At 68.5% G+C, this 14120-nt stretch carries 11 protein-coding genes; 3 read left to right on the forward strand and 8 right to left on the reverse strand.

All coding sequences use genetic code 11. The features are described from left to right. Positions 1 to 2 precede the first annotated feature (2 nt). Positions 3 to 2129 carry a TonB-dependent receptor gene (locus tag AAC067_RS13425; protein ID WP_339933356.1) on the reverse strand — a complete coding sequence of 709 codons (2127 nt, stop codon included), beginning with the start codon at positions 2127 to 2129 and terminating at the stop codon, positions 3 to 5. A 109-nt stretch (positions 2130 to 2238) separates the two neighbouring features. Beyond that, positions 2239 to 3741, reverse strand: coding sequence for an aldehyde dehydrogenase family protein (locus AAC067_RS13430; RefSeq protein WP_339933357.1), 1503 nt, complete (start codon positions 3739 to 3741; stop codon positions 2239 to 2241). 110 nt (positions 3742 to 3851) lie between these two features. Here AAC067_RS13430 and AAC067_RS13435 point away from each other — a divergent pair, with 110 nt between their 5' ends. From AAC067_RS13435 to AAC067_RS13445, 3 genes are all read left to right on the forward strand, one after another. Continuing rightward, positions 3852 to 4262 carry a CBS domain-containing protein gene (locus AAC067_RS13435; RefSeq protein WP_339933358.1) on the forward strand — a complete coding sequence of 137 codons (411 nt, stop codon included), beginning with the start codon at positions 3852 to 3854 and terminating at the stop codon, positions 4260 to 4262. Between the two features lie 102 nt (positions 4263 to 4364). Beyond that, on the forward strand, positions 4365 to 4934 hold the full coding sequence (locus tag AAC067_RS13440; RefSeq protein WP_339933359.1) for a hypothetical protein: 570 nt from the start codon (positions 4365 to 4367) through the stop codon (positions 4932 to 4934). Between the two features lie 163 nt (positions 4935 to 5097). Further along, complete coding sequence (locus tag AAC067_RS13445; RefSeq protein ID WP_339933360.1) at positions 5098 to 7458, forward strand: ATP-binding protein; 2361 nt, start codon at positions 5098 to 5100, stop codon at positions 7456 to 7458. A gap of 8 nt (positions 7459 to 7466) precedes the next feature. On the opposite strand, the gene AAC067_RS13450 is transcribed toward AAC067_RS13445, so the two are convergent. The 6 genes from AAC067_RS13450 to AAC067_RS13475 all read right to left on the reverse strand — a co-directional run bounded on the left by AAC067_RS13450 (position 7467) and on the right by AAC067_RS13475 (position 14118). Next, positions 7467 to 7982 carry a periplasmic heavy metal sensor gene (locus AAC067_RS13450; RefSeq protein WP_339933361.1) on the reverse strand — a complete coding sequence of 172 codons (516 nt, stop codon included), beginning with the start codon at positions 7980 to 7982 and terminating at the stop codon, positions 7467 to 7469. Beyond that, positions 7979 to 8407: a hypothetical protein gene (locus tag AAC067_RS13455; protein ID WP_339933362.1), complete on the reverse strand. Its 429-nt coding sequence runs from the start codon at positions 8405 to 8407 to the stop codon at positions 7979 to 7981. Before AAC067_RS13455 ends, AAC067_RS13450 begins: the two co-directional genes overlap by 4 nt. After that, complete coding sequence (locus tag AAC067_RS13460; RefSeq protein WP_339933363.1) at positions 8404 to 8985, reverse strand: RNA polymerase sigma factor; 582 nt, start codon at positions 8983 to 8985, stop codon at positions 8404 to 8406. Before AAC067_RS13460 ends, AAC067_RS13455 begins: the two co-directional genes overlap by 4 nt. A 65-nt stretch (positions 8986 to 9050) precedes the next feature. After that, positions 9051 to 9704 (reverse strand): EF-hand domain-containing protein, encoded by a 654-nt coding sequence (locus AAC067_RS13465; protein ID WP_339933364.1) that lies wholly within the window; start codon positions 9702 to 9704, stop codon positions 9051 to 9053. A 74-nt stretch (positions 9705 to 9778) separates the two neighbouring features. After that, entirely contained in the window at positions 9779 to 12664 is a 2886-nt protein-coding gene (locus AAC067_RS13470) for a bifunctional [glutamine synthetase] adenylyltransferase/[glutamine synthetase]-adenylyl-L-tyrosine phosphorylase (RefSeq protein WP_339933365.1), read from the reverse strand. Further along, positions 12661 to 14118, reverse strand: a complete 1458-nt coding sequence (locus AAC067_RS13475) for a HAMP domain-containing sensor histidine kinase (RefSeq protein WP_339933366.1) — start codon at positions 14116 to 14118, stop codon at positions 12661 to 12663. The genes AAC067_RS13470 and AAC067_RS13475 overlap by 4 nt, the downstream gene beginning before the upstream one ends. Positions 14119 to 14120: the final 2 nt, after the last annotated feature.

Raw genomic sequence — 14120 nt, forward strand, 5'->3', positions numbered from 1 at the left:
GGTCAGAACCGCCGGGTCAGGCCGAGCGTCACCGTACGCCCCCGGCCGGCGTAGTAGGACAGGTTGTCGCCCGGCCTCTGCACGTCGGAATAATAGGTCACATACTGTTCGCCGAGCAGGTTCTGCACGCCGACACTGACGTCACCGAACCCGGCGTGCCAGACGCCGATGGCGTCGATCAGGCCGTAGCCCTCAAAGCTGTTCTCGGCGACCTGGCCTTCGAAATCACGGGCGAACAGCCGCTGGGCCTGGACCCGCAGGGACAGGTCGCCATGATCGGCCTCGGCCCAAAGCAGCATCCGGTCCGGCGAGATATTGGCTCCGTCCAGATCCCGATCCACCACCCCGTCCCCGTCCGTGTCGCTGCGTCCCTCAAGGTGCGAATAGGCACCCCCGAAGCGCAGGTCGGCGTTGACCGTATAGCGGGCCGTCAGTTCCAGCCCCTGGATCTCGGTCGCCTCGCGCGCCACCTCATAGACGCCGCCGACCAGCACAAGCCGCGAGCCCTTGTCCGTGTTCGAGCGGAACACTGCCGCCGAGCCCTCGAAGCCGCCGCGGGTGTATTCCAATCCCGCTTCGAAATTGTCGGTCACCACCGGAGCGATGTCGAGGAAGGTGTCGACGTCCTGTCCCGGCGTGTTGATGCCGCGCAGCACCCGGCCGACGTCGGCCATATTGAAGCCCTGGGCCCAGGACCCATAGACCAGCAGGCCGGGCGTCAGTTCATAGGTAGCGCCGAGGTTGGCCAGCAGCTCTTCGAAGCCGGGCGATCCCCCGGCCACCTGCTGCGGCCCGTAGGTCCACAGGGTCTGGAAGTCATCGACGCTCAGGGTCACGCTCTCGAAGCGCAGCCCGCCCGAAAGATGCAGCCGACCGTCGGCCAGTCGCTGGTTCAGCTGCAGGAACGGCGCGAGGCTCTCGTACTGCGTCAACGGCACCCAGTCGCGGCCGGTCAGGACCAGTTCCTGATTGGTGGTGTCGCGCAGGCCGTCGAGCCCGACCAGGGCCCGCAAACCGGTGACCGGCGCGACCGGCCCCTCCCACTCGACCTTGAATCCCAGCTTTTCGGAGTTGTTGCCCGACTGGTCGAACAAGGTGCCGACCGGCGCGATCGCCGGGTCCTGGAAGGTGCCGAAGGTGCCGCCACCGAACACACCGGCGTAGTCATGCGCGAACAGCTGGGCCCGCAGGGTTCCGCCGAATACACCCGCGTCGCTGTAGGCCAGGACCGCCGACGTGACCTCGTTGGACGGCTGCAGTCCCGGCGGGGTCCCGCGCACCGCCGAGGTCGGCAGGCCGGTGGCGCGGGTGCCGGCCACGGTGACATAGTCGCCGTCGCCCTCGAGCGTGAAATGATTGACCATCGCCTCGAGCCGGCGGTTCGGGCCCAGATCGACGCCGCCCTTGGCGAACAGGGACCAGCTGACACTGTCCTGCAGTTCACCCTGGGTACCGTCGAAACCGATCCGTCGTCCCTCGCCGTCGTAGTACACGCCGCGTGCCTCATAGGCCGCGCCGACGGTCAGGTCGAAACGCCCGAAATCCTGACCGCCGATGGCCGCCACTTTGTAGCCGGCACTGTCGCCGAACGTGTCGGCATCAAACGTGGTCAGCGCCTGGACCCGACCGCTGAAGCCGGCCGCCTCACGCGGCGTGGCGGCGGTGACATAGTTGATCACCCCACCGGTCGCGCCGATGCCCTGGATGGCATTGGAGCCGAAGATCACCTCGACCCGGTCGATGAAGAAGGAGTCGATGGTGAAGCCGTCCCGGCTGTCGTCGCGCAACGGGGTCGATTGCGGAATGCCGTCAACCAGGAACAGCGGCGACCGGCCGCGCAGCGTTTCGCCAAAACCGGACAGCTTCTGTCGCGTCGGCGAGAAGGACGGGATCAGCGCCGCCACCGTTTCCACCGCCGACGCGCCCAGCGCCGACTGCTGCTCGACCGCAGCTCGGTCGATCAGCTCGACGGTGGCCGGCAGGGCGGAACGCGGCAGGGCCGTGCGGGCGGCGGTGACGACGACGTCATCGAGTGCGGTCGCCTGCGGGGCGGACTGGGCCAGGGCGGTGCCGGAGGCGGCCGAACACAGGGCAAGGGCGCTGGTGGCGCAGGCGAAACGTCTGAACATCGGGGATCTGCGATCTGTCGGTGAAACAAGACGCCGCTTTCAGCAGACCCGTCATTGCGAGTCAATCGCATTATCATTCGCAATGCAGAAACCGCATCCGCCGTGCGGGTCAGACCTCGAATTTGACCCCCTGGGCGAGCGGCAGTTCGCTGGAGAAATTCACCGTCTGGGTCTGGCGGCGCATATAGGCTTTCCACGCGTCCGAACCGCTCTCGCGCCCGCCGCCGGTCTCCTTCTCGCCGCCGAAGGCCCCGCCGATCTCGGCACCCGACGGGCCGATGTTGACGTTGGCGATGCCGCAGTCTGAGCCCCAAGCCGACAGGAATTGCTCGGCCTCGCGCACGCTGTCGGTGAAGACGCAGCTGGACAGGCCCTGGGGCACGTCGTTCTGCATCGCCACCGCCTCGTCGAATTCGCGCCAGGTCATCACATAGAGGATCGGGGCGAAGGTCTCGTGGCGCACGATCTCGGTCTGGGCCGGCATGCGCACGATGGCGGGCCGCACATAGAAGCCGTCGCGCTCGACCCGGGTGCCGCCGGCGACGACTTCGCCGCCCTGGGCCACGGCCTGGGCCAGGGCCGCCTCAAAACCCTGCACCGCCGCTTCGTCGATCATCGGCCCGACCAGCACCCCGTCGTCGCGTGGGTCGCCGACCGGCAAGGTGTCATAGGCTTTCGCGAGGCGGGCGATCAGGGCATCCGCCACATCTTCATGCACCAGCAGGCGGCGCAGGCTGGTGCAGCGCTGGCCACAGGTGCCGACCGCCGAGAAGGCGATGGCCCGCACGGCCAGCTCCAGATCAGCACTGGCCGTCAGGATCATGGCGTTGTTGCCGCCCAGCTCCAGCAGCGACCGACCCAGCCGCCCGGCCACGGTCTGGGCCACGGCCTTGCCCATCCGCGTTGAGCCGGTGGCCGAGACCAGCGCGACCCGGGCGTCACCCGCGAGCGCCTGACCGACCTCCCGGCCGCCGATCAGCAGTTGCGCCAGCCCCTCGGGCGCATCGCCGAAACGGGCCACGGCGCGTTCGAACACGGCCTGGACCCCCAAAGCCGTCAGCGGCGTCTTCTCAGACGGTTTCCAGATAACGGGGTCACCGCACACCAGCGCCAGCGCCGAATTCCACGCCCAGACCGCAACCGGGAAGTTGAAGGCGGTGATCACGACCACGGGGCCCATCGGCTGCCAGGTCTCGCGCATATGGTGACCGGGGCGCTCGGACGGCATGGTCAGGCCGTACAGTTGTCGCGACAGGCCGACCGCGAATTCGCAGATGTCGATCATCTCCTGGACCTCACCGAGACCCTCCGACACCACCTTGCCGGCTTCGAGCGTGACCAGCATCCCCAGATCGTCCTTGGCCGCCCGCAGTTCCTCGCCCAGCAACCGGACGAGCTCGCCGCGACGCGGAGCCGGCACCCGCTTCCACGCGTCGAACGCCTGACCGGCGCGCACCACGGCCGCCTCGACCGCCGCCTCATCGGCCTCGACCACAGCCCCGGCCGCGAGGCCGTCTATCGGCGACCGCACCGCCAGAGTGCCATCCCAGACAGACGACGGGACGCCCAACCGGGTCAGAATGGTGCTGGCGGCATTGGCGGTGGTGGTCATGAAAATACTCCGTCTCTGCCGCCCCGCTTAACGCTCCAGGCCGACGGACGAAAGCGGAACCGGTGCCAGTCCGGAGGGTTTTGTCCCCGAACCCATTACAGGAGCCCCCGATGAAAATCCGTGACCTCATGAGCCGGGACGTCCAGATCGCCCGTCCCGACGACAGTCTCCAGTCCGTGTCCTCCCGCATGGCGGCAGGCGATTTCGGCTTTATGCCGGTCGTCGACGGCGATCAGCTGATTGGCACGATCACCGACCGTGACATGGCGGTCCGGGCCATTGCCACCGGCGCATCTGCGAGCGCTCCGGTCCTCCAGTTCATCAGTCGCGATCCGCAAACGGTGCGCGAGGACGATGACGCCAAGTCGGTGCTCGAGGCCATGGGCTCGAAACAGATTCGCCGGCTTCCGGTCGTCGACGACAACGGTCGCATCGCCGGTGTGGTGTCGCTGGGCGACCTGTCGATCCGGGTGAAGGAGAAATACGCCGGCGAAGCCCTGGAAGAAATCTCGCGCCAGTAAGGCACGCTGGCAAGATCCGGCCTTCACCGACGATTCACCATTCGCCGGAACCCCCTGTTCACTGCCCGCACGCATAGTGCGGCGGTGAATTAGGGAGTGGTCATGGCACGCGCGCAATTCCAGAAGGGCCAGAAGGTCTGGGTCGAATGTGTCGGCGCATGGGCGCAGGTCGAGCAGGTTCAGCCTGTCTGGGCCAAGGGTTTCGAGGAACCGGTCCGGGTCACGTATGACGTCGGGCTCGGCCGCGAATTCCTCGGTCATGAGCTGATGTTGCCGGTTGAGGACTCCGCTGCCGGCCAGGCCGACGAACACTGGCGGCTGTTGCGCGCGCGCAACAAGTGGCAGCAGGCCGATGAATGCCTTCACCACCCTCACCCCGGTACCTATCCCGTCGTGGTCACGGACTCTGCCGACTGGGGTGGCTGGCGCGTGCCCGGGGCCGAGTATGACCGTGACCCCCAGCGTATCGAGTACCAGGCTCGCCTGATCGCCGCGGCCCCCGCCCTGATGGCCCTGGCCGAACAGCTGGTGGCCGCCGTCGATGAGTCCCCCGAGGACGCCCCGCCGGAGTCCCGGAACCTGGCCCAGACGGCCCGCGATCTGCTCAAATCGGTGACCGATACCCTGATCTCCCCCCAGGGAAACGAGGCGGCGACGTCGCAAGCGGCCTGATCCGCGTTAACCAAGGCTCGACACGAATCCGCGACGCAGCCTAGATTCGGGCCTTCGTCGTCGAATCGTCCGGGAGAGCGCCTTGCGGGGCAATGAGCGCCGCATAACCAATCAGGGGCGAAGGGCCTCTGACGGACGCGACAGCGCGCCGGCGTGGGTCCGTGTGCTGATCCTCTCCCTGACCCTGGCGGTCGCGGCCTATGTCCTGCTGTTCGCCCGCGAGATCGCCCGCCCGGGCGAGGAAATCGACACCCTGCGGACCCAGGCCGTGACTCATGAGGCCCGCCTGCTGGCCTATGACCTCGACGCGAGGCTGGGTCCCGCCCGCACCGGGATCGAGTCTGCGGCCGAGGTCCTCGACCTGCGCCCCGACCGTCCCGTCGACGCCGTCGAACAGGCCCGCGCCATCGCGCCCGACACGGCCTTTGCCGTCATCGATATTGACGGACGGGTCCTGGCCGCGACCGGCGCCGACTCGGCCGCCTTCAGCACCACCACCGACGAGTCCGACACGCCACGGCTGTCCGCGGACGGCCAGTCCCTGCTGATCCAGACCCCCGGTCCGAACAGCTCGGCCATCGTCGGCCGGGTCAGCCTGCCGCCGCTGACCAGCCGGATGGGTGTCGATCTGTGGCTGCTGACGAACGCGGAGTCCGTCATGATCGCCGGCAATCCCGCGGCCGCCGCCGGCCAGGACCGGCTCGGTCTGACCGCAGCACCGATCCAGGCGGACGGTCAGGTCGTGCCCGTCGGCCTTGACGACGGCAGTGTGATCCGCGCCGCCGCCGCGGTCGGCGATACCGGACTGATCGCTGTCGCCTCGGCCCCCGTCGACATCGGGGCCAATATCCTGCTCAGCGATGCCTGGATCCTGATCGCGCCCCTGGCCCTCGGCGTGGCCGTGCTCGGCCTGGTCTTGATGATGCAGCGTCGACAGGCGCGGGCAAGCCGCGAATGGGCCGCCTCCGAACGCCGTTTCCGCGTCGCCGTCGAGGGTGCCCGCTGCGGCGTCTGGGAGTGGGATCTGGAAGAGGACGAGGTCAATCTGTCGGACTTCATGGCCGTGCTGCTGGGCTTCGAAACGGCCGGTCCTGTCCCGGGGGTGGCGGTTCGCGAGCGCATCCACCCCCGCTACCGCGAGGCGGTCGACCACGCCCTGCGCCAGGCCGCCACCTTCGGGGCCTTCGAGGTCACCTTCCCCGTCGCTGACGAACAGGGCCGCGCACGCTGGATCGATGCCCGTGGCCAGTCGCGCGGCATGCGCGGCGAAGCCGGCTTCTCCAGCATCCTCGGCGTCGCCCTCGACATCACCGAGGCCCGCCGCGCCAAGGCCCAGGCCCAGGCTGCCGAGAGCCGGTTGCGTGACGGCATCGAGAGCGTCTCGGACGCTTTCGTCCTGTTCGACAAGCACAACCGGCTGATCCTGTGGAACGAAGCTTTCCAGGACGCCTTCGGCTTCGAGGCCGGTGTGGTGCGGCGCGGCGCGCTGAAGGACGATCTCAACCGTATCGCCGCGCTCGCCATCAAGGGCGACCATCCCGCGCCCGGCGGCCGGGCCGGTGCCCGTGAAGTCGAATTGCACGACGGGCGCTGGCTACAGCTTTCAGAGCGGTTCACCTCCGAAGGCGGCTCTGTCGTCACGGCCGCCGACATCACCGCGATCAAGCGCCAGGAAGCCGAACGCAAGAAGGCCGCTGACGAACTGCAGGCGACCGTCGATGAGCTGGAGACCAGCCAGGAAAAGCTGTCGCAGCTGGCGCGCAAATACGAAGTCGCCATGACCCGGGCCGAGGCCGCCAACCTGGCCAAGTCCGAGTTCCTCGCCAATATGAGCCATGAGCTGCGTACGCCGCTGAACGCGATCAACGGCTTCTCGGAGATCATGGAGGCCGAGATGTTCGGCCCGCTGGGGGACCAGCGCTACAAGGGCTATGCGACGGACATCCTCAAATCCGGCCAACACCTGCTGAGCCTGATCAACGACATTCTCGACATGGCCAAGATCGAGGCCGGCAAGCTGACGCTTCACTATGAGAAGGTGGCGCTGAAGGAGATCTGCGAGGACGCCATCCGGCTGATGCGCGGCAAGGTCCAGGAATGCGGCCTGACCGTCCATCTGGACGCGCCCGACCTGCCCGAGATCGATGCCGATCACCGCGGGCTGAAACAGGTACTGCTCAATCTGATTTCCAATGCCGTGAAATTCACCCCGGAGGGCGGCGACATCACCGTGGCCCTGCGCAGTGAGGGGAACCGTATCCGCGTCGCCGTGACCGACACCGGCATCGGCATCGCCCCCGAGGACGTCGCCCGACTGGCCCGCCCGTTCGAACAGGTCGAGGGCCAGCACTCCAAGACCACCCAGGGCACCGGCCTCGGCCTGGCCCTGACCAAGTCACTGATCGAGCTGCATCACGGCGAACTGCTGATCGAGAGCGAGCCGGGCAAGGGCACAACGGTCAGCTTCGCCCTGCCGGTCGAACGTCCGGACCATCAGCAGGCCCCGCAGGCCCGCGCGGCCTGATCGTCGCCTCAGGGCGCGACCGGTGCCGCCGGCGGTTCGCGTCGATCCCCGCGATCCCCGCCATGCCGCCCGCTTCGTCCGCCGTTGCGAGCCAGGATGGACGACAGCGCTCGCCGGTCATCGATATCCAGCGTGCCCAGCACCGTGACGGCTCCGGCCTCCAGCCGGGACCGACCACGCAGCTCTGCAGTGCGCGATTGCTCCAGCAGGGTGCTGACCTCATCGGCGTCAAAGCGCTCGGCCTCCGCAGCGGCTATGGCCGCACGCCGGGCCGTCCGGGCCTCGTTGAAATCGGGACGCGAGGCCATGGCCGTCGCGCGCAGCTCCTGACGGACCCGGTCACGGACGCTCGGGTCCATCGACTCGAGCATCGTCCGGAACGGAACGCGCGTTCCCCGGTGCTGGGATTCGACCCGGCTCTCGATCCGGGCCTGACCGACAATCACCGTCACACCGGCCGCAACCGCGAACAGGTTCAGCGCGACCGATGCGGCCAGGGCAATCTTCAATGCTTTCGGGCTCACCCCAGAAACTCCGTGTCATCGATCCCGGCCAGGGTCGCCTGGTACAGGACCGCATCGGCCTGAACATCGGCCGTGATGTGGGTTGTCAGGCTCAGACCGGCGACGACACCGGCACAGGCCGCCGCCGCCCAGCCGGCTCCGGATGCCAGCACCAGCCGGTCCAGCCAGAACCGCCGGGCTGGACGCGGCTTGAGACCGGCATGGGTTGCAGCGGCGATCACCCGGTCGCGCAGCACGGCCGAGGCGCGAGGCTGCGGCGAGGTCGACAGCAGGCCGTCGAATGCCGTCGCCTCATCCAGTAGGGCGCGCGCAGCCGGGTCGACAGCCAGCAGACGCTCGGCCGCGGCCTGCTCAGCCACAGGCCAGCGACGCAGGTCCCCGCCCCAGGCGTCGGCCAGGACAGTCAAACGGTCCAGGGTCATCATCGTCCTCCCTCAATCCGGCCCTGGGCACCCTCGGGTGCCAGGTCGGCCAGAGCCACCCGCAAGGCCCGTCGCCCGCGGGCAAGCAGGCTTTCGAGCGCATCCACACTGACCTTCATCAAGGCCGCAGCCTCGATATTGGTCAGTTCCTGATAGTGACACAGCACAATGGCCTCGCGCTGCCGCTCGGGCAGCCGGGCGAGGGCAGCGTCGACCCTCAAGCCCGTTTCCACGGCCATCAGCCCCCGGTCCGCCGATGCCGAATCGTCGGCGCGCTCGGGCAGGGTATCCGTCGGAATCTCGCGCCGTCGCCTCAGCCGGTCGTAGCAGAGGTTGAGCGCCACCCGGTGCAACCAGGTATCGAATTTGGCCTTGCCCGGCGTCCAGCGCGGGGCCTGTCGCCAGGCCCGCAGCATCGCCTCCTGGGCCACATCCTCGGCCTCGACCGGGTCGCCCAGCATGCGCTGCGCCAGCGCCAGCATACGCGGCAGCTTGCGCGCCACCATCGTCTGAATGGCCGCGGGGTCGCCCTGACCCACGCGGCGCACCAGATCCTCGTCGGGGTCGTCGATACCAGCCAATCCGGACTCTTTCGTTTCTGACCGAAAGGGCCGGTCGGTCGATAACCGCCTTCCCCGACATCATCCTACTCCGAAGCGGACGGCGCAGGCGATGCCTGTCTGTTCGCCCGCCGCTCGCCCATCCGTTCGCGCCGCTGCTCGCGCATCTGCTGGCGTCCGGCCCGGCCTTCTTCGGCCGTGACATAGCCGTCGCTGTTAGCGTCGAGGCGGGCAAAGGCTTCGGTTGCCTTGGCCTGCGCCTCGGCGATCACGACCGGACCACGGTCCGCTCCGTGACGCCCACCCTGGTGCGCCATGTCGCCACCGCGGTTGGCCTGTCGCCCACCCCGATGACCGCGGCTGCGATCGCCGCGTGCGCCGTCCCGGGCCCCTTCGCCGCGCGCGGCATGGGCACCGTCGAACTCACTGCGGCTGATGGAACCGTTGCTGTCGGAATCCAGGCGGGCAAAGCGCGCACCGTTCCGTTCGGCGCGATGCGCCTGCATGGCGGCCTGGCGTTCTTCGACCGTCACCGTGCCATCCCGGTTGGCGTCGCTCGCGGTCAGGCGCTGGACGCGCTGTTGCACGAACTCAGCCTGGCTGATGCGGCCATCGGCGTTGGTGTCGGCACGGGCATGGCGTTGCGGCGAAGCGGCCGGGGCCTGCTGCGCCAAGGCCACACCACCGGCGGCCGCGAGAGTCAGAGCAGCAAAGCCACCCAGCATGTAAGTCTTCTTCATAACGATCAGTCTCCAGAGACCGCAGAACTGGCGGTCGCAGTTTTCCCCGTCTGAAGTGTCTAACGCTGCGCAGCTCAGGTTCCGTCGCCGGGAGTCGGAAGAACTGTCTCAAAGGCCGCCCGCGCTGCCTCTCTAACCTCGGTCAGACGGTGTTTCAGCGTCTCGAAATCCGGTTCCGCGGCCGCCTCGGCCAGGCGTTGGCGGAAGCCTTCGGGCTCGGTTTCCGGGTCCGGCCGGTCCTCGAAGGCGCAGCTGATCACCTGGGCCAGACGTTGCTGCATGCGCCAGGCATCCGCCAACTGCGGGTCGTCGGCGAGGGCCTCCAGCGTCGAAACGGTTAGCGGCTCTCCGGTCGCCGCGCGGATCAGCTGACGGTACTGGGCCACGAATTCAGCGTCGACCTGACCGCCGCGCGCCAGTTTGAGGTCCCATTCCCCACGCGCGGGTCGTCCCTGATCCATCCGGTCACGCATGCGCCGCACATCACCGGCCACATCCGCGTCGGGGCGAGCGCGGCGCAGGGCCGCCTCGATCGCCGCCGCGACCTGCTCACCAAAGGCCGCGTCACTGGCCCAGACCACCCGCGCCCGGGTCAGGGTCATGAACTCCCAGGTATCGGCGTCCTTGGCGTAGTAGTCCGCCAGCGTGCCCAGACGGACCGAGACCGGCCCCTTGGAGCCGCCCGGCCGCAGCCGCATGTCGACCTCATACAGGCCGCCCTCGGCCGTATGCGACGACAGGGCCGCGATCAGCCGCTGGGTAAACCTCGAGTAGAAGACCTCCGGGCTCCAGCCCCGACCCGATGAGGTCGCTTCGGGCGGTGACTCATAGACGGTGATCAGGTCCAGGTCCGACGCCGCGGTCATTTCGCGCGAGCCCGCCTTGCCCATGGCCACGACAGCCACGCCTCCCGCCATCGCACCGCCCATCCGTACCGCCTCGGCCATGGCCACCGGACCCAGTGCCTGCATCGCCCCGTCAGCCAGGGCCGTATAGGCGCGCCCGGCCGCCGCCGCTCCGGCCCGGCCCGTCAGGGTCTGGACACCGATCCGGAACATCTGCTCGCGATGGACCCGTCGCACGACATTCATCGCCGCCTCGAAATCCTCGGCGACCGCGACCTCGGCGATCAGATGCGTCATCAGGCCGGACTCGGCGTCGAGGTCCTGCAGGAAGCGGGCGTCCAGAATACTGTCCAGCGCCGCCGGATACCGGCCCAGGGTCCGGGCCAGCCGCGGGGCGAAGGCCAGCACGCCCAGCACCATTTCGAACAGCTGCGGCTGAGCCAGAAACAGGGCCTGAACCTGAACCCCGGCGCTCAGACCCGCAAAGAAGACGGCGAAACGCCGGAAGGCGGCGTCGGCCGCTCCGGTTCGCGCCACGGCGGTCAGCAGTTGCGGGGCCAGACGGGTGAACAGCTCGCGACCCCGGGCGCTGCGGGTCGCCGGAATCCGCCCGTGGTGCCAGCTGCGGATGGTGTCGGCCACCATGACCGGCTCGCTGAACCCCATACGGGCCAGGGTCTCCAGCGTGCCGGGGTCGTTTTCGATCCCGGTGAAGACCAGACTGCCGTAGGGCGACGACAGATCTTCGCCGCCCTCGAACAACTGGCCGTAGCGCTGGTTGACCCCCAACAACAGACGTTCGACGCCAGCATCGAAACGAGCCAGATCGCCTTCACCCGCCAAGGCCGCCACAGCTGTACGACCGGCAGATTCCTGCGGCAGACTGTGGGTCTGCTCGTCTTCCAGCATCTGCACGCGATGCTCCAGGCCCCGCAACTCGACATAGGATTGCGTCAGCTCGGCCGCGACGTCAGCGGCAATGTGTCCGGCCTCGCTCAGGGCCTTCAGGGCATCGACGGTGCGCGGCGCGCGCAGGACAGGATCGCGCCCGCCCAGGATCAACTGCTGGGTCTGGACGAAGAACTCGATCTCACGAATGCCGCCACGTCCCAGTTTCAGATTGGCACCGGCCGCTTCCAGACCGTCGCCGGTCTTGTGGACGTGGATCTGGCGCTTGATCGACTGGATGTCGAGAATGGCCGGAAAGTCGAGACTGCGGCGCCAGACGAACGGCGTCAGAGCCTGCAGGAATTCGGCCGCTGCGCCGGCGTCTCCCAGAACGGCGCGGGCCTTGATAAAGGCCGCCCGCTCCCAGTTCTGGCCGACGGACTCGTAGTAGGCCAGCGCCATCGGCGCGGCGACCACCGGCGGGGTCGAGGACGGGTCCGGCCTCAACCTCAGATCGACGCGGAACACATAGCCGTCCGCTGTCCGCTCCGACAGCAGGCCGGCCAGGACCTGGGCCGCGCGGTTGACGAATTTCTGCGCCTCGACACCCGGGGCCAGGGCCGCTTCCAGCGCCGTCGGTTCGTAAAACAACGACAGGTCGATATCGCTGGAATAGTTGAGCTCGAACGCCCCATGCTTGCCCATGGCCAGACCGAACAGGCCGGGGACCGGACCACACGGGTCGTCGGCCGCGGCGAGCAGCTTTCCCGCCTCGCGCTGTTCGAACGCCACTGCGGTCAGGGCTGCCTGCGCCGCAGCGTCGGCGAAATGCGACACAGCACCGGTCACCTGATCCAGATCCCAGACCCCACCGAGGTCAGCGAGGGCGGTCAGCAGATGCAGTTCAGCCTTCAGCCGGCGCAGCGGAGCTTTTAGCCCCTCGGGTGGCCCGTCCAGCGCGACCGTCTCCGCCAGAATGGCCTCCAGCCGCGCGGCCGGATCGATCTCCAGAATGGTGCGCAACCGGGCCGGCCAGCGTCGGGCGAGCCCCAGCAGATAGGGTGAGGCCGCGAACACCGGGGCCAGCGCCGGCCAGGCCGCCTCCAGCGTCCCGCTCCAGCCGTCCGCGACGGCGGCCTCTGTCAGCCGCTCGTGGACGCGCGCCGTCGCCTCGACATCACGCACCGGACCGCAGGGCTTCAGCCGCGGTCCCAGGGGTCCGGTCACGCCGCCGCTGCCGGCAGGATCAGCGCCACGCGGAGGCCGGGGCCGAAGCCGCCGTATTCACCGGGTCCCTCGTCCAGCTGGACGCGGCCACCGTGGGCCTCCAGCACCGCCGCCACCAGTGACAGACCCAGTCCCGAGCCCGGCTCGGAACGGCTGTTGTCCAGACGCACGAACCGCTCAACCACCCGGTCACGATCGACGTCCGGCACGCCCGGGCCGGTGTCGGTGATCGAGAATTCGATGTCCCCGGAAGAGCGCCTGCGCGCCCGCAGCATGACCGCCCCGCCGGCCGGAGTGTATTTGATGGCATTGTCGATGACATTGGCCAGGGCCTGGGCCAGGAACGGCCGGTTGGCCTCGATCATCAGCCCGGTCTCGATCTCGGCCGAAAACTCCAGTCCCTTGTCCTCGGCCGCCGGCTCGTACAGCTCGGCCATGTCGGCCGCCAGGGATCCGGCGTCAAATTTCTCGGGATCCGGCGTGCGTCCGGCCGCGGCCTGCAGCCGGGCGATGGCCAGCACCGTGTTGAAGGTCTTCAGCAGTTCGTCGGCCTCGCTCAGCGACAGCTGCAGCGCGTCGACGCCGTCGATCTTGCCGGCCTCGGCGTCGATCAGGGCGACCTCCAGCTTGGCCCGCATCCGGGTCAGCGGCGAGCGCAGGTCATGGGCGATCGCGTCCCCGGCGTGACGGATCGAGGCCATCGAGGCCTGCAACCGGTCCAGCATGGCGTTGAGTCCGGCCCCCAGTTCGTCCAGTTCGTCGCCGCTGCGACGGACCTCGACCCGGGCCTTGAGATCGCCCTCCTGTACGGCGGTGACGACCCGGTTCAATCGGCCCATGGCCTGTTCGACGTTGCGGCTCAGGATCAGTCCGCCACCGGCACCCAGCAGCAGCACCATGCCCATCGCCGCCCACAGGGCCTGGGTCAGGCGTGACAGGTATTTCTCGGTGTCGCCCAGATCCTGGGCAACCAGCAGCATCTCACCGCCCGACAGGGTCACCTGGACGCCCAGGGCCTGATTGCGCACCACATTGCCCGCCGCATCGGTGTCGGTGAAGCGGAAGGTCGCCCACTGCTCGCCACCGCGGTAGTTCTCGATCGGCGAGACATTGGTCGGCTGCGCGTTCGTGCTCCCGGCGGGGGTGCGTTCGGTCACGCTGAGGTCGCCGGTGATCTTGCTGCCGTCGGCCCGCATCAGCAGATACAGATAGGCGCTGCGTTTGGTGACGCGCTCGACCAGCGCCTGGTTCAGCACGTCGACGCCACGGGTCCGGTACAGGGCGGTCAGCACCGAGGTCTCGGCCCGCACATCGGCCTCGGCCCGGGCCTGGGCCTCGGCGGCCGAGGCGAAATAGACATAGGCCAGCACCGCGCTGGCCGCTGCCGCGAACAGGGCCAGAAACAGCAGCGTCAGCCGGAACGGCGTCCGCCGAAAGAGCGACGGGACCTTCACCG

The organism is uncultured Brevundimonas sp. (genome assembly GCF_963977465.1).
GTDB lineage: Bacteria > Pseudomonadota > Alphaproteobacteria > Caulobacterales > Caulobacteraceae > Brevundimonas.

Bases quoted from the DNA above. Each gene is read 5' to 3' on its own strand.
- AAC067_RS13425 (WP_339933356.1), bottom strand. From the start codon at position 2,129: ATGTTCAGACGTTTCGCCTGCGCCACCAGCGCCCTTGCCCTGTGTTCG.
- AAC067_RS13430 (WP_339933357.1), bottom strand. From the start codon at position 3,741: ATGACCACCACCGCCAATGCCGCCAGCACCATTCTGACCCGGTTGGGC.
- AAC067_RS13435 (WP_339933358.1), top strand. From the start codon at position 3,852: ATGAAAATCCGTGACCTCATGAGCCGGGACGTCCAGATCGCCCGTCCC.
- AAC067_RS13440 (WP_339933359.1), top strand. From the start codon at position 4,365: ATGGCACGCGCGCAATTCCAGAAGGGCCAGAAGGTCTGGGTCGAATGT.
- AAC067_RS13455 (WP_339933362.1), bottom strand. From the start codon at position 8,407: ATGATGACCCTGGACCGTTTGACTGTCCTGGCCGACGCCTGGGGCGGG.
- AAC067_RS13465 (WP_339933364.1), bottom strand. From the start codon at position 9,704: ATGAAGAAGACTTACATGCTGGGTGGCTTTGCTGCTCTGACTCTCGCG.